We start from the raw sequence: 18,363 nt of genomic DNA, 5'->3' as shown, positions 1-18,363 counted from the left end.
TCGCCATCCATACGCATTATACCCGGAAAAGTGAGCGTTCCCGGTGCAAACGACAAGGGGCGGAACTCAGCGTCCCGCCCCTCGTCTATCAGATTGATCCTGCTGGCTAACTTGCCAACTTGGGTTCGAGCCACGGCGCGCCCGACGCTGGGCGGGTCGCCCCCCTAGTTTTCGGATTCCGTGAACACCTCGTCGCGCTTGGCACGCAACGCGGGCAGCACCGTGAGCACCAGGAGGAAAGCCGCAATCGCGAGCAGCACGGCCGACAGCGGACGCGTCAGGAACACGCTCCAGTCGCCGCGCGAGATCAGCAGCGCACGGCGCAGGTTCTCTTCCATCAGCGGCCCCAGCACCATGCCGAGCAGCAGCGGCGCCGGCTCGAAATCGTGCTTGATCAGCCAGTAGCCGACCAGACCGAACACGCCTGCGAGGATGACGTCGACCGGCGCGTTGTTCACCGAGTAGATGCCGATCGCGCAGAAGATCACGATCGAGGGAAACATCAGCCGGTAAGGGACGCGCAACAGCCGCACCCAGATTCCGACCAGCGGCAGGTTGATAATGATCAGCATCAGATTGCCGATCCACATCGAGGCGATCATGCCCCAGACCAGCTCCGGCTGCTTCTGCATCACTTGCGGACCCGGCACGATGCCGTGAATGGTCATCGCGCCCACCATCAGCGCCATCACGGCGTTGGGCGGGATGCCGAGCGTCAGCAGCGGGATGAAGGAGGTCTGCGCCGCGGCGTTGTTGGCGCTTTCCGGCGCCGCCACGCCCTCGATCGCACCACGGCCGAACCGCGACGGGTTCTTGGCGATCTTCTTCTCGAGCGTGTAGGACGCAAAGGACGCGATGACCGCGCCGCCGCCCGGCAGGATGCCGAGAATCGAGCCGAGCACGGTGCCGCGCAGGATCGCAGGCGTCGAGTCGATCAGGTCCTTCCTGGTCGGCATCAGGCCGGTGATCTTCTGCTGCACGAGATCGCGGTTCATCTCGGCGCCGGCGTCGAGGTTGCGGATGATCTCGGCGAAGCCAAACACGCCCATCGCCACCGTCGCAAAGCCGAGACCGTCGGCAAGCTCCGGAATGTTGAACGCCATGCGCGAGGCGCCGGTCTCGATGTCGGAGCCGACCATCGACAGCATCAGGCCGAACACGATCATCGCGATCGCTTTCAGCACCGAGCCCTTGGCCAGCACCACCGCGAAGATCAGGCCGAGCACCATCAGCGAGAAATATTCGGCCGGACCGAACGCCAGTGCCAGCTTGGTCAGAGGCGCGCCGAGCACGGCGATAAGCACGGTCGCGACGCAGCCGGCGAAGAACGAACCGATCGCCGCGATCGCCAGCGCCGGGCCGGCACGGCCTTGCTTTGCCATCTGGTGGCCGTCGATTGCGGTGACGACCGAGGTCGCCTCACCGGGAATATTGACCAGGATCGAGGTGGTGGAGCCGCCGTACTGGGCGCCATAATAGATGCCGGCGAGCATGATCAGCGCGCCGACCGGCGGCAATCCGAACGTGATCGGCAGGAGCATCGCCACGGTTGCGACGGTGCCGATACCGGGCAGCACGCCGACCAGCGTGCCGACCAACGCACCAATCAGGCACATGAGAATATTGATCGAGATCGGGAGCGACAGACCGTAGAGCCACCAGGGTGACCACCACGAGATCTGAAACACCACACCGAAACCGAGGCCCAGATTGTGGAAGAGATCGAACATCACACCCTCACTGAACCAGGAAGCGCGGGAACATCGGCATCGGCAGGCCTAGCACGTAGGGGAAGAGCACCGCGCAGCCCAGCGTTAGGCAGGCGCCGACGATGAGCGCTTCGACCCAGCGCGTCTCATGCGTGCCCATCGCCGCGATCATGAAGCTTGCGAACGCCGTAACCACCACCCCGAGCGGACGAATCGCCAACGCGAAGAAGACGATCGAGACCATCACGAAGAGCGGCCCACGCCAGGCATAGTGCGCCATGCCGGGCCCGTCGGTCAGAAGTCCCGTCAACGCAATGCCGGCGCCGAGTGCGACGAGCAACCCGCCAAACATGCGCGGCGCCGTGCCGGCGCCAAAGGAGAAGCCCCGCATTCCCTGCAAGTCGCTGGAGGCCCACAGTGCGAACAAGGCGAGCGCCATCAGCACGATCCCGCCGACATAGTCCTGCGCCGACCTGATCGTCATGAAGATCGTGAGAATCGCCACCGCAAAGATCGGATAGGAATAGATCAGCGCCAGCAGCACATCGGATGACGCCTTCTTGGTGTCACCGCCGACCGCTCCGAGCAACGCGCCGGGCGCGCCCGCGAGCAGCGCCGTAGCGTGGCTGATCACGACGGTGGCCGGGCCGCGTCCCGCGCCCCAGCCAAAGAACGTCCCGAACGACCAGATGAATTCGAAAATCTGCGGCGCTATGGCCAGCAGACAAAAGCTGATCACCACCGAGGTGTTTCGGTTGGCTGTCGCCGAGTGGCCCATCGTATCGGCCATGCATGTCTCCTCCGCGACCCGTAAGCCACGAGCACTGTTGTTCTAATCGGCTGGAAATCGATCCCCCCGCCCGGATCACTGCCTAGCCATTTTCATTACACAATGCCAGCAAAACCCAACAAGCCCCCGACCAGCAAAATCCATAGTGGATTGATGCGCGAGACGGATGCGACCACTGCAACCGTCGCGGTCAGAAGCAGCGCAGCAAGCGTGCGATCGGTCGACTGGGCCAGGATCAGGGCGCTCGCCGCCATCAAGCCGATCGAGAGCGGAACCAGTGCAGCCTGGATCAGCCCCGGCCAGCGCGATTGGCTCGGCCGATTGAGGAGCCGGCTGACATAATAGGCAAGCAGCGCGGTGGGCAGGCACATGGCCAAGGTCGCCGCCAGAGCGCCAGGAATGCCGGCGACGGCATAGCCGATTAACGTGACGATAAGTACGTTCGGACCTGGTGAGAGCTGCGCGATCGCATAGGCGTCGGCGAACTGCTTGTCGGTCATCCAGTGATGCACATCGACCGCGATGCGGTGCATCTCGGGCACCGCCGCCGCGGCGCCGCCGACCGCGAACAGCGACATCAGACCGAAGGTCGAGATCAGGGCCCAGATCGGGTTCTCCGCGTTCATGCTGCTACCTTCCGCCCCATCAGAAAGGCAGTGCCGATACTGACGGGAATCGCGACCAAAAGCACGGTCTGGAGCGGCAGGCGAAGGACGCCGACGGCGAGGAATACGCCCAGCATCAGGATGAGCGCGACGGCGTCCAGCCGCTTGAGCAGCGGCGTCGCCATCCGGAAGACCACCGCGATCAAGAGGCCGACGGCCGCACAGGAAACGCCCGCGAGGATGCGGCGCAGCACCTCCACATCGCCGAACCGGGCGTAGATGATCGCGAGCACCGTCATGATCAGCGTGGGCGGCAGCAACAGACCCGCAAAGGCGGCGATGCCGCCGGCGATCCCGCGCAGCCGCGCGCCGAACACCATCGAGAGATTGACGATGTTGGGCCCGGGCAGGAAATGGCAGAGCGCAAAAGTCTCGTTGAACTCGTCCGCCGTCATCCAGCGGTGCTGCTCGACGATGGCCTGCCTGGCGAACACCAAAACCCCGCCGAAGCCCGCTAGCGACATCCGGGCGAAGGCCAGGAACAGCGCGAGCAGGCCCGGCGGAACGGCGCTGATGGCTGGTCGGTCCGGCTCGTGATCTCGTTGTGGGGCAGCCGGTGCGGAATCCTCGGACATGTCAGGAGCTTAGAACGCCGGCCGGTGCGCGGCCAAGGCTACCGGGAACCTATCCAAAGGGAACCTCGGAATGATCGCTCGAAACACCTGTTATTTGAAACCTTTGCCCCCTATATTGGGAGTGCCGGTTCGCCGGCTATGGAAATAAATGGTCGTCGCAATAAACCATTCGGACCCGGGGGCGGTACCCGGCGCCTCCACCAAAGCCCACCAGCGGGCTGGCCCTGAGGCGGGCTTTGGCGGGGGCGAAATAGGATCGACGAGGGCGTAAAGGGCGTTCTTTTTCTCGGTATTGTTCCGCCGTTATCGGGCTATGCAATAGTTGCCAACGACAACTTTGCTCCGGTTGCTCAGGCTGCGTAACGCAGTTTGAAAGACCATTCTGAAGTCCTAACGGGTTAAGCTCCGTTAGGCGGGGTTCGGAGGCACCTGGCAACAGAAGCCTCCACTTACCTCTTATTTCCTACCCCGCGGGGACTCCTGCTGACCCGTCAGGCGCGGTACTATTGCGGCTTGGCGAGTCGGGCCGGCAGGGCCCAGCTCCTGGAATGCAACAGGACCACCATGGCGACCGATCATATCCGATACGATGTGCTGGCCCGCGACGCACTGCGCGGCGTGTTGCGCAAGGTGCTGACCGACGCCGCGTCCCAGGGACTGCCCGGCGAGCATCATTTCTTCATCACCTTCGTGTCGAAGGCCGACGGCGTGAAATTGTCCTCACGGCTGCTGGCCCAATATCCCGAAGAGATGACGATCATCCTGCAGCACCAGTTTTGGGATCTGACCGTGCTCGAGGACCGCTTCGAGGTCGGCCTGTCCTTCGGCGGCATTCCGGAGCGGCTGATCGTGCCGTTCAGCGCCATCAAGAGCTTCCTCGATCCATCCGTGAAATTCGGCCTCCAGTTCGACACCTCCGATGTCGCCGACCTCTCGGCCGAGACATTGCCGGCCGCTCCCGCCCCGTCAGCGGTCGCGGTGCCCCCTGCCACTGAACCTGCGGAAGGCGCCGAAGAGCCGGCGGCTCCGAACCAGGGCGGCGCCGAAGTCGTGCGCTTGGATCGTTTCCGCAAGAAATGATCTAGATCGGACTGGCGCCCGTCGCGGGCGGCCAAACTCCCTATATAGAGGCACATGAAGAGGCCGCGTGGCATTTCGCGCGGCGGAATGGATGTGCTCATGGCCAAAACTTCACTCTCGAAGACTTCCCGCTCGAAGGCCGCCCGCTCGAAGACCGACAGCTCCTCACGCCCGGCGACCCGCACCGAGACCGACAGCTTCGGCCCCATCGAGGTCCTCGCCGATCGTTATTGGGGGGCGCAGACCGAACGCTCGCGGCAGAATTTTCGCATCGGCACCGATCGCATGCCGATCTCGCTCGTGCACGCGCTCGGCGTCGTCAAGCTCGCCGCGGCGCAGTCTAACCAGGAGCTCGGCCTGCTCGACCAGCGCCGCGCCAACGCCATCATCCGCGCCGCGCGCGAGGTGATCGAGGGCAAGCTGGACGACCATTTTCCGCTGGTGGTGTGGCAGACCGGCTCGGGCACGCAGAGCAACATGAACCTCAACGAGGTCATCGCCAACCGTGCCAATGAGCTCCTGGGCGGCGAGCTCGGCGCCAAGAAGCCGGTGCATCCCAACGATCACGTCAACATGAGCCAGTCGTCGAACGACTCGTTCCCGACTGCGATGCATATCGCGGCGGCAAGCCGCATCACCGCCGATCTCGTCCCTGCCCTCGGCGAATTGCTGCGCGCGCTGCGCAAGAAGGAGAAGGAGTTCGCAAAGATCGTCAAGATCGGCCGCACCCACACCCAGGACGCGACGCCGCTAACGCTCGGCCAGGAATTTTCCGGCTATGCCGCACAGGTCGAAAGCGGCATCGCCCGGCTCAAGGTCGCGGTGAAGGAGCTCTATCCGCTGGCGCAGGGCGGCACCGCCGTCGGCACCGGCCTCAATTCGAAGCCGCGCTTTGCAAAACTGTTCGCAAAGCACGTTGCCGGGATCACCAAGCTGCCCTTCACTAGTGCCGCGAACAAATTCGAGGCACTGGCCTCGAACGACGCTTATGTGCTGGCGCACGGCGCCATCAATTCGGTCGCGACAGGCCTTTTCAAGATCGCCAACGACATCCGCCTGCTCGGATCGGGTCCGCGTTCGGGCCTCGGCGAACTGATGCTGCCGGAGAACGAGCCGGGCTCCTCGATCATGCCGGGCAAGGTCAATCCGACGCAGTGCGAGGCGATGACGATGGTGTGCTGCCAAGTGTTCGGCAATCACACCACGATCACGGTCGCCGGCAGCCAGGGCCATTTCGAGCTCAACGTCTACAAGCCCGTGCTGGCATACAACATGCTGCACTCGATCCGGCTGATGGCGGACGCCGCGCGCTCCTTCACCGAGCATTGCGTCAGCGGCATCCGCGCCGACGAGAAGCGCATCAGGGAACTGATGCAGCGTTCGCTGATGCTGGTGACGGCGCTCGCCCCCAAGATCGGCTACGACAACGCGGCCAAGGTGGCCAAGACGGCGCATGCCAACGGCACCACGCTGAAGGAAGAGGCGCTGCGGCTCGGCTTCGTCTCGGCGGAGGAATTCGACCGCCTGGTGCGCCCCGAGAAGATGACCAGCCCGGGATAATTCCGAATTCCGATAGCCATCCGTAATGATACGGAGCCCCTGGCTCCATTAAATGTAGGGCTTAAAGGACGGGATTTGATTACCGTCAATGTCGCGGCGGGATTGCGTGTTACGCAGCCCCTCCGCTCCCACGGGGCGGAATTCATCGTTTGATGGCCCAAGGGTCGATTGACGAGGACAAGCGAATGGCGATCAAGTCTCATTGGGCGCATTGCGGCGCACAGTTTCTGAATGTTTCATCCTGCCCACGGAGGATCGGATGATGGAGACGCGACATGGCGAACGTCATCAACCTGAATCGTTTCCGGAAGCGCGCCGAGCGGGAAGCCACGGCGAAGCAGGCGCACGCCAACCGAACGAAGTTCGGCCGCACGAAGGCGGAGCGGTCGGCGGAGGAGACGCGCGCGGACCAGGCGAAGGCGCACCTGGACCAGCACCAGATCGATCGCGAGGAGCAGCCATGAAGTCGCCCGTCGTGAAACGGTCGATCGTCGTCGCCGGTCACAAGACCAGCGTCAGCCTGGAAGAGGCGTTCTGGAACGGCATGAAGGAGATCTCGGGCCTGCGCAACATGACGCTGTCCGAGCTGGTCGGCGAGATCGACGGCAACCGCCAGCAGGGCAATCTGTCCTCGGCGATCCGCCTGTTCGTGCTCGACTACTTCAAGAGCCGCGCCATGGCCGCCATCCAGGCGGAAAAGGTCCCGGCCCAGTAGCCGACTTTGCGCCGATCCTAGGCGCTCATCTTGGCGCCGATCCCGGCGCCAATCGCCTCCGTCACGAAGCTGGTACTTTAAAATCACTCTAAGGTGCAGTTTCAGCGACCGAGCGCGCTTGACCTCGATGCCCTGCGTTGAAAATACAGGGCATGACCGACATCCATGATACGCGTCCGCAGATGCCGCTGGGCCTGGCCCAGCGCGGCTATACCGGCGTCATCCAGCACCTTTCCCCCAAGGACGCGGGCTCGGCGCTCTCGGACATCGAACTCGAGAGCCGGCTGATCGAGCTCGGCTTCGTCGAGGGCGCCCGGGTCGAGGTCCTGCACGAGGGGCTGGTCGGGCGCGATCCGATCGCGGTGCGGGTCGACAGCATCACCATCGCGGTCCGCCGTCGCGAAGCCATGGCCATTATCGTCGCCTGAAGCGACCGGACCCCAACTCCCATGGAATTGCCCCTACTTCATCTCGCCCTGGTAGGCACGCCAAACAGCGGCAAGACCTCGCTGTTCAATGCGCTGACCGGCAGCCGGCAGAAGGTCGCGAACTATCCCGGCGTCACCGTCGAGCGCAAGGAAGGCTTCTTCGTCACGCCGTTGGGACGTCAGGTCTCCGTGGTCGATCTGCCCGGCACCTATTCGCTGCGCGGCCGCAGCCCGGACGAGGAGATCACCCGCGACTTCGTGCTGGGCAAGGCCACCGGCGAGACCCTGCCCGACCTCGTGCTGTGCGTGGCGGATTCGACCAATCTGCGCCTGACGATCCGCCTGCTGCTGGAGCTCAAGCGCACCGGCCGGCCGATGATCCTCGTGCTCAACATGTTCGACATCGCGAGCCGCCGCGGCATCACTGTCGACGTCGCGCGGCTCGCCAAGGAGCTCGGCGTGCCCGTGGTCACCTCGATCGCGGTGCGCAAGGGCGGCACGGCCGACCTGCTGTCGCTGACCGACGAGATTTCGGCAAAGCTCGCCGCCGAGCCGGGAGAGAACAATTGGCGGGCGCTCAGCGTGGCCGACTTGCGCGCCACCCAGCGCGAAGCCGACCGCATCATCGCCGACTGCGTCAGCCTGCCTGCTCGCCCCGACACCTGGACCGCGCGGATCGACGCGATCGTGCTGCATCCCGTCGGCGGGCTGATCGTGCTCGCGGCGATCCTGTTCGTGATGTTCCAGGCGGTGTTCGCCTGGGCGCAGCCGCTGATGGAGCTGCTCAATTCGGGCTTCGACTCCCTCGGCGAGTTCGTGCACGCGACCCTGCCCGCCGGCCTGCTGCAGAGCTTCCTTCAGAACGGCGTGATATCAGGCGTCGGCAGCGTGATCGTGTTCCTGCCACAGATCATCATCATCTTCCTGTTCATCCTGCTGCTGGAAGATTTCGGCTACATGGCGCGCGCCGCGTTCCTGATGGACCGCATCATGGGCGGCGCCGGCCTGCACGGCCGCGCCTTCATTCCGCTGCTGTCTAGCTTTGCCTGCGCCATCCCCGGCATCATGGCGACGCGCGTGATCGACAACAAGCGCGACCGGCTGACCACGATCCTGATCGCGCCGCTGATGACCTGCTCGGCGCGCATTCCCGTCTACACGCTGATCATCTCCGCCTTCATTCCGGCCAGAGACGTCTGGGGCTTCATCAACCTCCAGGGCCTGGTGATGTTCGGCCTCTATGCTGTCGGCATCGCCAGCGCACTTGCCGTCTCGTTCCTGATCAAGTTCTTCATGTTGCGCGACTATGCGCCGGCGCCGTTCATGCTGGAGCTGCCGGACTACAAGATGCCGCGGCTGAAATCGATCGCGATCGGCGTCTATACGCGGGCCAAGATGTTCCTGCACCGCGCCGGCACCACGATCTTTTCGATGATGGTGCTGATCTGGTTCCTGGCCTCGTTCCCGCAGCCGCCCGCGGGCGCAACCGAGCCGGCGATCGACTTCAGCCTGGCCGCGATCATCGGCAAGGCGCTCGAGCCGCTGCTGGCGCCTGTCGGCTTCAACTGGCAGATCGCGGTCGCGCTGATCCCCGGCATGGCGGCGCGCGAGGTCGCGGTCGCAGCACTCGGCACCGTCTATGCGATCGAAGGCGGCAAGGAAGCGGCCGAGCAGATCGGCCAGGTGCTAGCGACGAAATGGTCGCTTGCGACCGCGCTGTCGATGCTGGCCTGGTACATCTTCGCCCCGCAATGCGCATCCACGCTGGCCGTGATCCGGCGCGAGACCGGAAGCTGGACCTGGATGGCCGTCACCTTCTTCTACATGCTGGTGCTGGCCTATGCCGCGAGCCTTCTGACCTACAATGTCGCGCTCGCGTTCGGGGCGGGGTAGCCCCTCTCGAAAATCAAAAACGCGAAAACAACCCCATGCACAGTAGACCGACGCTGTGAGATCAATGGGTTACGCGTGTGCTAAAATCAGCTGACCGTAGCTGGCCCGACCCAACGCCGGCACACAAGGCCGGTTGCGCCGTCGGGCAAAACAGGCGCATGATGGCATTGTCCGAGAATTGGCCAGACGCTCGGTGACGGCCAGATACCGGAGCGTGGCACGCCTTCTCAGCCGCTGGCCTGTGTTGCTGGGAACGACGCGGTGAACACCGTTTCATCCCGCATCGACGACGCGGCGATCAACCCGCCATGGGCGCGCGCGATCTCCTGGGCGATGTACAATCCGAGCCCAAGCCCCTTCTGGTTCGGCAGAACGTCGCCACGATCGAACGCAGTGAAAAGGCGCGGGATCGCATCAGCCGGAATTGGCGCGCCTTTGTTGATAACGCTGATGTCGAAGCCGGCTTCGGTCGTCTGCGCCAGCACCCTGATCGGCTCGTCGGCGGCGCCATAGGAAATCGCGTTGCCGAGAAGATTGGACAGCATCTGACCTATGCGGTCGGCGTCGATCCTCACACTCACCGGAACGTTGACCACCGTTTCCATCACACGATCCGGATGCACGTTCTCGAACTCCGCGACAATTTGCTTGATGACAGGCTCGAGCGGCTGTTCTTTCAGCTTGAGCTGCATCCCGGAGCCGAGCCGCGCGCGGGCGAAGTCCATGACATTGTCGATCAGGCCCGCCATCCGGGCCACGCTTCCCTGCAGCAGGTTGATCCAGTTCTTCCCCTCGTCATCGACCTTCTTGTTCAGAAGCCGCAGGCCGCCCTGGATCGAGGCAAGAGGGTTTCTGAGGTCGTGACCGAGCACGGCAATGAACTGCTCGCGCAGTTCGGCATTGCGTTGTTCCAGCGCGAGCCGGTTCTCGATCAGCTCGACGCGCTCGGCCGCATCGAGATGAGACGCGATCAGCTCCGCAAAAAGCTTGAACATGCCGATGATCTCGGGGGTCCGAAGCTTGCGCGGCTTCGGATCGATGGCGCAAAGAGTTCCGAAGAATGAACCGTCGGGAAGAATGATCGGCACGGAGATGTAGCTTTGGAAGCCATATTGCGCAGGTGTGTGATGCGTGCAGTACGCGGCGTCTTCGCTGACATTCTCGATGACGACGGCGTCACGGCTCTGCCGGATCTCATGGCAGATCGTGGTCTCGACCTTGAGCTCGTCACCGGGTTTCAGCCCGAACGCAAGCTCGTCACGCGAGGCACATGTGATCCACCTGTTCTCGGTGACGCGGGCGACGGCCGTAAACCCCATGCCGGTGGTCCGGCTGACCACGTCGAGGATGGTCGAGACCGCAGCGATTCCGCTGACCTTGGCTATGTCGCGCTCGAAATCCATTGCCACTCCGCTTCGGAACATTCGCCCCGGGGAGACCGTCACCCCAACTAAAGCGCGTCCTTGCCACGGTGAAAAGCACTGCCAGCCAAGTTATTCCGCGTCAATGTTGCACGACTCTCCACCATTGAAACGGCTATCTGTTCCCAACGGAACAATCGGGTATTGGCAGGCTAAGCGCCGAGAGGCTTTCGAGAGGATCACCTGGCCGACCTCGTCGCATTGCATCTCCATGCCGAGGTGTCCCGATATTTCGGCGGCGTGCGTCCGGCGGAGAGAACGAAGACCCCCCGGGATTCGAAGCGAGCATCCGGCTCAGCGTACTCTCTCGGTGCGCTCACTCGGTGTGGTGGAGCCTGAGCTGACGCTTTCTTCGTTCGAATCGCTCTCCGGCTCCCGGATCAGCACCGCCGGTTCGTCATAACCCTTGCGGCTGCTGTAGAACACCAGCGCCATCAAGCCGATGCCGACCACCAGCGAAAACACGACACCGAGCACCAGTGCGACATAGCCCGACGCTGGCACCTCCGTTGTCGTGCTGAACCAGCCGAGATAGCCGAGCGCGCCGGCACCGACGAGGAGGGCGCACAACACCGCTATGACCGCCCATCTGGCGATCTTGCCGTCCCCGGGAGCGGGTGATTCCGGTTGCCCGTCTGTGCTGTTCATGGATCTCTCCTCGTGGCGCACGCGTCACGCGGCCGCCCCAACTGCGCTAGGGTGCGGTGACCTTGGTCGCAATCGCATGCAGGGCCGCCGTCATGGCGACGATTGCAGCCTTGGCCGGCTCGCCGATGCCGTGACGCCCGGCGATATACGCCGGATCATTGTAGGACAACCAGGTCGCGCCTTGTTCGTCCTGCCAGACCAGCGCCTTCAGCGGCAGATCGATGCCGCTGGTCTGCGACTGCTGCATCAATGGCGTACCACCTCTTGCGTTCCCGAAGATGATGAGATTGGTCGGGCGCAACGGCAGGCCGGCAGCAGCGGCGCCCGCGGCATGATCGACATGGGCGAATATAGTGAGGCCCTTGGCCATCACCTCGGCTTCCAGCCGCTTCATCGTCTCTTCAGGGCCGAAACTGCTCCTGATCGTGATCAGTCCGTCGACGGCCATTGCTTGGGTCTCCCATAAACATGTCGCAGCAACCAGGACGAGGATCTTGAGCAGCGCCGAAACCCTCATGATCACATGCTCATTTCTTGCTGAATAGTTTTGCCGGATCGAATTCCGGGTCCGGAATGAAGCCGTCGCGGTTGGGCATCTTGATCTTCGGCAAGCTGTCCTTATCAACCTTGCCGTCGGCGGGAACGATGCCATTCAGACTCAGGATGTAGGCAGTGACGGCATAGGTGTCGTCGGTGCTGAGCGAACCCGGTGTGGGATATGGCATCGCGCGGTGGATGTAGTCGTACAAGGTCGTCGCATAGGGCCAGAAGCTGCCGACGGTCTTGACCGGCGCGCTGGAGGCGAGTGTGCCCTGCCCACCGGCCAGACGATCCTTGATCCCGCCCTGGCCGTTGTCGCCATGACAGGCCGTGCAATTGTCGGCGAAGACCTGCTTACCCTGCGCAACCGTGCCGCTGCCGACAGGCAGCCCCTTGCCATCGGGTGTTACGTCGATGTCCCATAGCTTGATCTCCTCCGGAGTCGCGGGACGGCCGAAATCGAATGCACATGCGGGCGCCGCGAGCAGGTCGAGCGCGAGAGCCGCAGCGACAAGCCGATTATTATGCGAGGACATTGCGAACCCTCCCGGCCTCGTCGATGCTCCAAGTCTGCTGGGCGTTGTAGTGGAACAGCGCATTGCTCCCCATCGCGGCGATGAAGGACTGCCGGTCCGGCTGAACGTTGCCTTGCTCGTCGGTCGCGCGGCTCACGATACTTGTCGGCTTACCGTCCCAGACCCAATCCATCTGAAATCGAACCTGGGCCTTCGACAGCACCGGCTGATTCAGCTGCGCCTGTTTCCAGATTTTCGCGCCGTCAGTCGATATCTCGACCCTGGCGATCTTGCCATGGCCGCTCCAGGCGAGACCGGAGATAATGTTGTAGCCGGGCTGGATCTGCATCGTGCCCGAGGGCTGTGTGATGACGGAGTTGGTTTCCATCCTCAGCTGGAACTGGCGGGCCTTGCCATTGGCGAGCAGCTGCGTGTAGCGCGCCGTCTCCCAGCGGGTCATCCAGGGCTCAGTACCGAACTTGAGACGGCGCAGCCATTTGATGTTGAGGTTGCCCTCGAAACCCGGCATCACCAGTCGCATTGGAAAGCCGTGCGCGGGGCGCAGTGGTTCGCCGTTCTGACCGTAGGCGACAAAGGCCTCGTTCACGATTTCGTCGGTCAACGGAATGCTGCGGTCGACGCCCGCGCCGTCGCCTCCCTCGGCGAGCATCCAGTTCGAATTCTTCTCCTTGCCCGCAAGACCAATCAGGAACTTCAGCGGAACGCCGGTCCACTCATTGGTGCTGACGAGGCCGTGCGTGTTCTGCACCGTCAGGTCAGGGTCTGCCTTCTTCCAGTTTTCCCAGCCGTTTCCGGTGCATTCGATGAAGACCACGCGCGTGACCGACGGCATCCGCTTGAGATCGTCGACGTTGAACACCAGCGGCTTCTGAACCAGGCCATGGATGAGCAGACGGTGCTGCGCGGGATCGATGTCCGGCACCCCGGAATGGCTGCGCTCGTAATGCAGATCGGTTGGTGTGATGTTGCCAACCAGCTTCTGATGCGGCGTCTTGGAGTTGATGGCATCACTGGGGTCGACGTTGCGCTTGCCTGGTCCCGCCTCGGGAATGCGATCGATCTTGACGAACCGCGATCGTTCGCTGTGCGCACCGAGATCGGCGCCGGGCCCGCGATCAGGGATTTCGGCCAGCGTTTGCGCGGCCGCCGCTTCGGTCGCAACCGCCCCCAGAACGCCCGCCGACAGGCCTCCCACAAAACCGCGGCGCGAGACGCTCGCGCGCCGTTGCAGTGATTCGATTTGCGTTTTGGACGTCATGCAATCTCCGTCGGCCTTCGTGCTGATTTGGAAATTCCACCGCTTTTCCATGGGGACATTGACCGGATGCCGCCGAAATTGCCCGTTAGGATGTGTTAGAAATCATGAGGGGGCGGCGAAGGCGCGTCATCCTGCCCTGCTCCGAAAGCTTCTATCCGGGTCCATGGATCATTTCAGCACCGAGAACCTGACCGCCGAGAGGCTTCGTGAGGATCACCTCGCGCACCTCGTCGCATTGCATCTCGATGCGGACGTGTCGCGCTATCTCGGCGGCGTCCGTTCGGCGGAGAGGACCAAGACCTATCTCGATGCGAATATCGCGCATTGGGACCAGCATGGCTTCGGGCTGTGGGTGCTGCGAACGAAAGACGGCGCATTCGCCGGGCGAGCGGGCATCCGGCACATCTTGGTGGACGAAATCGACGAGATCGAGATTGCCTATGCGTTCAAGCGCGAATTCTGGGGCCGCGGACTTGCAAGCGAGATCGCCACGGCGCTGACGGATATCGGACTGTTACACTACGAGCTGCCGTCTCTGATCGGCCTGGTCTATGTCGGCAATGGCGCATCGCGCCGTGTATTGGAGAAATCGAATTATCTCCTCGAGCGAAGTAAGATCCGTCACGGCGAAGACGTCGTGATCTACCGTATTCGGCGGTAGACCCCAAAAGGCAGAAGTCCGGAGCCGCAGAGCACGACGGCGGCGGCAATGAAGGCGCTCCGGTATCCACTGCTGTCGTACAAGAATCCTCCGAGGGAGGCGCCCGCCGTTATGGCGAGCTGGAGCACCGCGACCATCAGGCCGCCGCCCGCCTCCGCATCCTCAGGCAGCGCCCTGCTCATCCAGGTCCATCAAGCGACCGGTGCGGCCGTGCCGATGAGGCCCCAACCGGCCAGCAGCACAGTGACCACAACGGTTGAACGTCCGAAGGCGATCAAGCCGAGGGCAAGGGCAGCCATAGCAAGCGGCATCCCGATCAGAAGTCCTTGCAGGCCCCGCCGCAGAAGGAAGCTGATGAGGTAAGTCCCCAGCAGGCCCGCGACGCCGACCACGAGCAGGATGGCCGAGAGCGTCGAGACGTCTACGCGCGTCACGGTCTCCAGAAATGGCCGCAAATAGGTGAAAAGCGCGAACTGGCCCATGAACAGGAGAGCGACCGAGAGCATCCCAATGCCGATTGCCCGCCGGCGAAGCAACCCGAATACGTTCCCCGCGGCACTGCGCTCGGAGGGCATCGAGGGCAATGTGGCGTATTGCCAGACCAGGGTGACGATGGCGAGCGGGACGACGCAGAAGAAGGCGCCGCGCCAGCCGATGAACTGGCCGAGGAAGCTCCCGAGCGGTGCGGCGATCGTGGTCGCGAGTGCGTTCCCCCCGTTGAGGAGGCTGAGAGCTGCCGCAACCTGCTCTTCAGGCACAAGACGCATTACGGTGGCCGCCGACATCGACCAGAACCCGCCGATGACGACCCCGAGCAGCGCGCGCCCTGCCATGAACACCAGCGCGTTGGGCGCCAGCGCCACCATTAGTCCCGATACGATCATCGCCGAGGTGAGGCCAAGCAGAACAATGCGTCGATCGATGCCCCGCGTCACCGAGGAGATCGCAAGGCTGGTGAAGACGGCGAACAGCCCGGAGACCGCGATGGCCTGGCCCGCCTGCCCCTCGGTCATGTGGAGATTGGTCCCGATGGGGGTGAGCAGGCTGACCGGCATGAACTCGGAGGCAATCAAGGTCCCGACGCAGAGGGTCAGCGCAAACACTGCACTCCATGCCGGACCGCGCGACAGCGCCTCGTTGCTTCGAGCGAGTTGTACGCTCATGAAAACCTCTCCTAATGATTGGCGCGCGCGTTCGCCCCGATTGGAGGATGTGGGGTGGGATGCGGGGCCTTACATTTCGGTACTGCTCGTCACTCACCTTCTCCATTCATTCGACGGTTCGTCCGTCCTGCGCCGACCATGAACATGGGGATCTCACGGACGTTTCTGTCGCCAGCACGACGACACTAAGCCGATGAATGATGAGATCCGACGTCCGCTGGAACCGGTTGGAATTGGTCACTTGGACAAGCCATCGACCGCAAAGATGCGAAAACGACCATACCTCTCGCCCACGGCACGCGCGGCGGTGTATTCCGGCGAATGTCGCCACTTCCTCATTTGCTCGACCGAGTCCCATTGGACAAGAACGACACGCCCCTTCGGCGGATCTCCGTCGATTGAAAGGCCACTGCCGCCTCCTAGATACCGTCCCCCGTACGTCTTGAGGCTTTCACGCGCTAGAGGAGCGAATTCCTTCGCGAACTCCTCGGGGTCGATTACCGTGTTATCTTCGATCATATAGACGGGCGGCTTCGCCTGCGCATGAAGAGTCTGAACGCCGAAGCTACCGATACCGATTCCGGCCGCCAGCGCCGCGGCCATCGCGATCGAGTTGTTCATGTCGATTCTATCCTCACTTCGATTGGGCGCCGAGCACGATCGGGGTTGCCTGTATCAGCTTGAGCGACTTCACCATCTTCTCAACCGTCGTCTTGTATTTCTTGAAATGATCTGTTCCGAGATGAGCTTCGTAGGCGCTCCTGTCCCGGTAGATTTCGAAAACCTTGACGTGGGTCGGGTTGTCTTTTTCGGAAACGGCGTAGAGCACCAGGACGCCGGGCTCCTTGCGAATTGCTGCGTCGATCTGTTCCTGCACCGCAGCCCTATAGCCGTCCAATTGGACGGGATCGATCTCGATTTCCGCCACCTGGACATATCGTTCGTCCGCCTGTTGGGCGACGACGCCGCCGGCGAATACAGCGGCCAGCATCGATAGGCCGTACGAGAAAAGCTGCTTCTTCTTCATGTTCTCCCCCTCAGAAGCTTCACTGGCCCTACCTGATTTGGATTGCTCGAAGGGTGCTCGCGGCTTTGGCGATATCGTACAGTTCATCGCTGTCGCACCCGCGCATCGCAGATCTCACTTCAGATATTGGTTGTCGGCGACCTTCTCCATCCAATCGACGTTCTTTCCGTTGACGGATTCCTGAATGGCGATGTGCGTCATTGCGGTGGTCTGCGTCGCTCCGTGCCAATGTTTCAAGCCCGGCGGAAACCACACGACGTCGCCGGCGCGGATTTCCTCAATCTGCCCGCCCTCTCGCTGCACCCAGCCCAGACCGGCCGTCACGATCAGCGTCTGCCCGAGCGGATGCGTGTGCCAGGCCGTGCGTGCGCCGGGTTCAAAAGTGACCTGAGCGCCGCTGACGCGTGCGGGCTCGGGAGCCGCGAACAGTGGGTCGATACGCACCGTCCCGGTGAACCAGTGTTCGGGGCCCTTCTGGGAAGGGCGGGACCCGTTTCTCTTGATGTCGATGTCCATTGCAGTCTCCTTCAGTGCTTCGGACGCGAGCGCCGGCGCCAGTCGAATTCCCGCGCCGGCGAGGGCGCTTCCGCCAACGAGGATGTCTCTACGCGTCACCACGGCATGCGTCCGCTCGTGGCGGCTCGCGAACAGGATTGTCGACCGGGCATTGTCATTCCCTCAGCGCGGTCGCTTTTCGATGACGTCCTTGACCACCGGCGCCGCGGAGAAAGCGCTAGGCCAACCGGCGTAGAAGGCGAGATGGCCGAGCACCTCGCCCGCTTCCTCACGAGTCAACCCGTTGTCCATGGCGCGGTTCAAATGGTAGGTGATCTGCGCGACCTGACCGGTGGCGATCAGCGCGCTCACGGTAACCAGGCTGCGGTCGCGCGGAGCCAGCGCCGGCCTGAGCCAGAGGTCGCGGAACAGCACGTCGGTCGTAAACTGGACAGGCTGGGCGTGATCTGCCCGAACTGCTCTCCGACGCGCGTTGCCCGCTGCTTCTCCGCCGCCTCGTCGAGCGGCAGTTGCGGCCCCGACGCCGGGGGAAGCTGATCGGGCCCGATGTTGCGGCTCTCGAAGACTTCCTTCGCAGCCGGGATCGCATCAATCGCGTTGGCCCAGCCGGTGTAGAAGGCCAGATGCGTGATGATCTCCGATATCTCCGACGGCTTCACGCCATTGTCCAGCGAGAGACCTAGATAGTATGGCAGTTCCACCTTCTGATCTCGGGCGATGAGAGCCGCGACGGTGACGATGCTGCGGTCCCGAGGCGAGAGAGCCGGTCGCTTCCACAGATCGCCGTGGACGAATTTTTGCGCGTAGCCTTCGAGAGCTGGCGCGACCGCGCGGACGTCTACCGGCTTTGACATGGTCTTTGCTCCTTCGATGGATCCGTCTCGGGCCGCCACCGGGCCGTCAGCAAATAGGCAGATCGAAAACAAGGCCGCTGCGAGCATTCTCATCGCGAGTATCCTTCCAGGTTGTCGGGTGCACCATCAGCCACAAGGCGACGAGTGCTGCGCAGAGCACGGTGCCCGCGCTCACGAGAAACCCGGACGTTCAATCGCGTCAGGCTGCGATCAACGAGCGCAGGGCTGGCGAGCCCTCGGGCGAAGAGAAGATCAAGTGCCGCTCATGTTGATGGGAAACTAAGGCTTCCGCCTCCGTCCGATTAGGTGATAAAATCCGCATGC

Annotated in this window: 19 protein-coding genes, 1 other RNA gene and 2 pseudogenes; 8 read left to right on the top strand and 14 right to left on the bottom strand. The window is 63.0% G+C overall.

Features of this window, described 5'->3' with window-relative positions:
- Positions 1 to 164: 164 nt before the first annotated feature.
- The 4 genes from ABIC03_RS21075 to ABIC03_RS21060 form a co-directional block, all read right to left on the bottom strand.
- Entirely contained in the window at positions 165 to 1,730 is a 1,566-nt protein-coding gene (locus ABIC03_RS21075; protein WP_275173492.1) for a tripartite tricarboxylate transporter permease, read from the bottom strand.
- A gap of 7 nt (positions 1,731 to 1,737) precedes the next feature.
- On the bottom strand, positions 1,738 to 2,499 hold the full coding sequence (locus ABIC03_RS21070) for a tripartite tricarboxylate transporter TctB family protein (RefSeq protein ID WP_354060665.1): 762 nt from the start codon (positions 2,497 to 2,499) through the stop codon (positions 1,738 to 1,740).
- Between the two features lie 95 nt (positions 2,500 to 2,594).
- Positions 2,595 to 3,125, bottom strand: coding sequence for a chromate transporter (locus tag ABIC03_RS21065; RefSeq protein ID WP_354060663.1), 531 nt, complete (start codon positions 3,123 to 3,125; stop codon positions 2,595 to 2,597).
- Positions 3,122 to 3,739 (bottom strand): chromate transporter, encoded by a 618-nt coding sequence (locus tag ABIC03_RS21060; protein ID WP_354060661.1) that lies wholly within the window; start codon positions 3,737 to 3,739, stop codon positions 3,122 to 3,124. The genes ABIC03_RS21065 and ABIC03_RS21060 overlap by 4 nt, the downstream gene beginning before the upstream one ends.
- A gap of 84 nt (positions 3,740 to 3,823) precedes the next feature.
- Between ABIC03_RS21060 and ssrA the strand changes: the two genes are divergently transcribed.
- The 7 genes from ssrA to feoB all read left to right on the top strand — a co-directional run bounded on the left by ssrA (position 3,824) and on the right by feoB (position 9,415).
- Positions 3,824 to 4,189, top strand: a transfer-messenger RNA (tmRNA) gene (ssrA, locus tag ABIC03_RS21055).
- Positions 4,190 to 4,303: 114 nt separating this feature from the next.
- A complete protein-coding gene (locus ABIC03_RS21050) occupies positions 4,304 to 4,819 on the top strand; it encodes an SspB family protein (RefSeq protein ID WP_275173488.1) in 516 nt (171 codons plus the stop codon).
- 87 nt (positions 4,820 to 4,906) lie between these two features.
- On the top strand, positions 4,907 to 6,379 hold the full coding sequence (fumC, locus tag ABIC03_RS21045; RefSeq protein WP_354060659.1) for a class II fumarate hydratase: 1,473 nt from the start codon (positions 4,907 to 4,909) through the stop codon (positions 6,377 to 6,379).
- 275 nt (positions 6,380 to 6,654) lie between these two features.
- A complete protein-coding gene (locus ABIC03_RS21040; protein ID WP_275173486.1) occupies positions 6,655 to 6,843 on the top strand; it encodes a DUF4169 family protein in 189 nt (62 codons plus the stop codon).
- Entirely contained in the window at positions 6,840 to 7,094 is a 255-nt protein-coding gene (locus ABIC03_RS21035; RefSeq protein WP_007600962.1) for a ribbon-helix-helix domain-containing protein, read from the top strand. Before ABIC03_RS21040 ends, ABIC03_RS21035 begins: the two co-directional genes overlap by 4 nt.
- 152 nt (positions 7,095 to 7,246) lie before the next feature.
- Positions 7,247 to 7,522 carry a FeoA family protein gene (locus ABIC03_RS21030; protein ID WP_007600961.1) on the top strand — a complete coding sequence of 92 codons (276 nt, stop codon included), beginning with the start codon at positions 7,247 to 7,249 and terminating at the stop codon, positions 7,520 to 7,522.
- A gap of 21 nt (positions 7,523 to 7,543) precedes the next feature.
- Entirely contained in the window at positions 7,544 to 9,415 is a 1,872-nt protein-coding gene (feoB, locus tag ABIC03_RS21025) for a ferrous iron transporter B (RefSeq protein WP_354060655.1), read from the top strand.
- Between the two features lie 227 nt (positions 9,416 to 9,642).
- Here feoB and ABIC03_RS21020 read toward each other — a convergent pair whose 3' ends face one another.
- From ABIC03_RS21020 to soxC, 5 genes are all read right to left on the bottom strand, one after another.
- Positions 9,643 to 10,818, bottom strand: a complete 1,176-nt coding sequence (locus tag ABIC03_RS21020; protein ID WP_354060652.1) for a GAF domain-containing sensor histidine kinase — start codon at positions 10,816 to 10,818, stop codon at positions 9,643 to 9,645.
- Positions 10,819 to 11,130: 312 nt separating this feature from the next.
- Positions 11,131 to 11,484 carry a hypothetical protein gene (locus tag ABIC03_RS21010; protein WP_275173480.1) on the bottom strand — a complete coding sequence of 118 codons (354 nt, stop codon included), beginning with the start codon at positions 11,482 to 11,484 and terminating at the stop codon, positions 11,131 to 11,133.
- A gap of 46 nt (positions 11,485 to 11,530) precedes the next feature.
- Positions 11,531 to 12,001 carry a DUF302 domain-containing protein gene (locus ABIC03_RS21005; protein WP_354060901.1) on the bottom strand — a complete coding sequence of 157 codons (471 nt, stop codon included), beginning with the start codon at positions 11,999 to 12,001 and terminating at the stop codon, positions 11,531 to 11,533.
- A gap of 10 nt (positions 12,002 to 12,011) precedes the next feature.
- A complete protein-coding gene (locus ABIC03_RS21000; protein WP_354060650.1) occupies positions 12,012 to 12,560 on the bottom strand; it encodes a c-type cytochrome in 549 nt (182 codons plus the stop codon).
- Positions 12,547 to 13,818, bottom strand: coding sequence for a sulfite dehydrogenase (gene soxC, locus ABIC03_RS20995; RefSeq protein ID WP_354060648.1), 1,272 nt, complete (start codon positions 13,816 to 13,818; stop codon positions 12,547 to 12,549). Before soxC ends, ABIC03_RS21000 begins: the two co-directional genes overlap by 14 nt.
- A 163-nt stretch (positions 13,819 to 13,981) precedes the next feature.
- On the opposite strand from soxC, the gene ABIC03_RS20990 reads away from it, so the two are divergent.
- Complete coding sequence (locus ABIC03_RS20990) at positions 13,982 to 14,479, top strand: GNAT family N-acetyltransferase (RefSeq protein WP_354060646.1); 498 nt, start codon at positions 13,982 to 13,984, stop codon at positions 14,477 to 14,479.
- Here the strand turns inward: ABIC03_RS20990 and ABIC03_RS20985 are convergent.
- The 5 genes and pseudogenes from ABIC03_RS20985 to ABIC03_RS20965 form a co-directional block, all read right to left on the bottom strand.
- Positions 14,461 to 15,642 (bottom strand): annotated as a pseudogene (locus ABIC03_RS20985) (MFS transporter). The gene ABIC03_RS20990 and the pseudogene ABIC03_RS20985 sit on opposite strands and share 19 nt — an antisense overlap.
- Positions 15,643 to 15,879: 237 nt before the next feature.
- Positions 15,880 to 16,263, bottom strand: coding sequence for a DUF1330 domain-containing protein (locus ABIC03_RS20980; protein ID WP_354060644.1), 384 nt, complete (start codon positions 16,261 to 16,263; stop codon positions 15,880 to 15,882).
- A gap of 13 nt (positions 16,264 to 16,276) precedes the next feature.
- On the bottom strand, positions 16,277 to 16,669 hold the full coding sequence (locus ABIC03_RS20975) for a putative quinol monooxygenase (RefSeq protein WP_354060642.1): 393 nt from the start codon (positions 16,667 to 16,669) through the stop codon (positions 16,277 to 16,279).
- 114 nt (positions 16,670 to 16,783) lie between these two features.
- Positions 16,784 to 17,179, bottom strand: coding sequence for a (R)-mandelonitrile lyase (locus ABIC03_RS20970; protein ID WP_275173559.1), 396 nt, complete (start codon positions 17,177 to 17,179; stop codon positions 16,784 to 16,786).
- 168 nt (positions 17,180 to 17,347) lie between these two features.
- A pseudogene (locus tag ABIC03_RS20965) lies at positions 17,348 to 18,132 on the bottom strand (carboxymuconolactone decarboxylase family protein).
- Between the last annotated feature and the right edge of the window lie 231 nt (positions 18,133 to 18,363).

The organism is Bradyrhizobium sp. RT6a, from assembly GCF_040547675.1.
Lineage (GTDB): Bacteria > Pseudomonadota > Alphaproteobacteria > Rhizobiales > Xanthobacteraceae > Bradyrhizobium.
This window is presented reverse-complemented; position numbering and strand designations above follow the sequence as displayed.

What these genes read in the sequence shown, in the direction of transcription:
- ABIC03_RS21075 (WP_275173492.1), bottom strand. Translation starts at nt 1,730, where the DNA reads ATGTTCGATCTCTTCCACAATCTGGGCCTCGGTTTCGGTGTGGTGTTT.
- ABIC03_RS21070 (WP_354060665.1), bottom strand. Translation starts at nt 2,499, where the DNA reads ATGGCCGATACGATGGGCCACTCGGCGACAGCCAACCGAAACACCTCG.
- ABIC03_RS21065 (WP_354060663.1), bottom strand. Translation starts at nt 3,125, where the DNA reads ATGAACGCGGAGAACCCGATCTGGGCCCTGATCTCGACCTTCGGTCTG.
- ABIC03_RS21060 (WP_354060661.1), bottom strand. Translation starts at nt 3,739, where the DNA reads ATGTCCGAGGATTCCGCACCGGCTGCCCCACAACGAGATCACGAGCCG.
- ABIC03_RS21050 (WP_275173488.1), top strand. Translation starts at nt 4,304, where the DNA reads ATGGCGACCGATCATATCCGATACGATGTGCTGGCCCGCGACGCACTG.
- fumC (WP_354060659.1), top strand. Translation starts at nt 4,907, where the DNA reads ATGGATGTGCTCATGGCCAAAACTTCACTCTCGAAGACTTCCCGCTCG.
- ABIC03_RS21040 (WP_275173486.1), top strand. Translation starts at nt 6,655, where the DNA reads ATGGCGAACGTCATCAACCTGAATCGTTTCCGGAAGCGCGCCGAGCGG.
- ABIC03_RS21035 (WP_007600962.1), top strand. Translation starts at nt 6,840, where the DNA reads ATGAAGTCGCCCGTCGTGAAACGGTCGATCGTCGTCGCCGGTCACAAG.
- ABIC03_RS21030 (WP_007600961.1), top strand. Translation starts at nt 7,247, where the DNA reads ATGACCGACATCCATGATACGCGTCCGCAGATGCCGCTGGGCCTGGCC.
- feoB (WP_354060655.1), top strand. Translation starts at nt 7,544, where the DNA reads ATGGAATTGCCCCTACTTCATCTCGCCCTGGTAGGCACGCCAAACAGC.
- ABIC03_RS21020 (WP_354060652.1), bottom strand. Translation starts at nt 10,818, where the DNA reads ATGGATTTCGAGCGCGACATAGCCAAGGTCAGCGGAATCGCTGCGGTC.
- ABIC03_RS21010 (WP_275173480.1), bottom strand. Translation starts at nt 11,484, where the DNA reads ATGAACAGCACAGACGGGCAACCGGAATCACCCGCTCCCGGGGACGGC.
- ABIC03_RS21005 (WP_354060901.1), bottom strand. Translation starts at nt 12,001, where the DNA reads ATGAGGGTTTCGGCGCTGCTCAAGATCCTCGTCCTGGTTGCTGCGACA.
- ABIC03_RS21000 (WP_354060650.1), bottom strand. Translation starts at nt 12,560, where the DNA reads ATGTCCTCGCATAATAATCGGCTTGTCGCTGCGGCTCTCGCGCTCGAC.
- soxC (WP_354060648.1), bottom strand. Translation starts at nt 13,818, where the DNA reads ATGACGTCCAAAACGCAAATCGAATCACTGCAACGGCGCGCGAGCGTC.
- ABIC03_RS20990 (WP_354060646.1), top strand. Translation starts at nt 13,982, where the DNA reads ATGGATCATTTCAGCACCGAGAACCTGACCGCCGAGAGGCTTCGTGAG.
- ABIC03_RS20980 (WP_354060644.1), bottom strand. Translation starts at nt 16,263, where the DNA reads ATGAACAACTCGATCGCGATGGCCGCGGCGCTGGCGGCCGGAATCGGT.
- ABIC03_RS20975 (WP_354060642.1), bottom strand. Translation starts at nt 16,669, where the DNA reads ATGAAGAAGAAGCAGCTTTTCTCGTACGGCCTATCGATGCTGGCCGCT.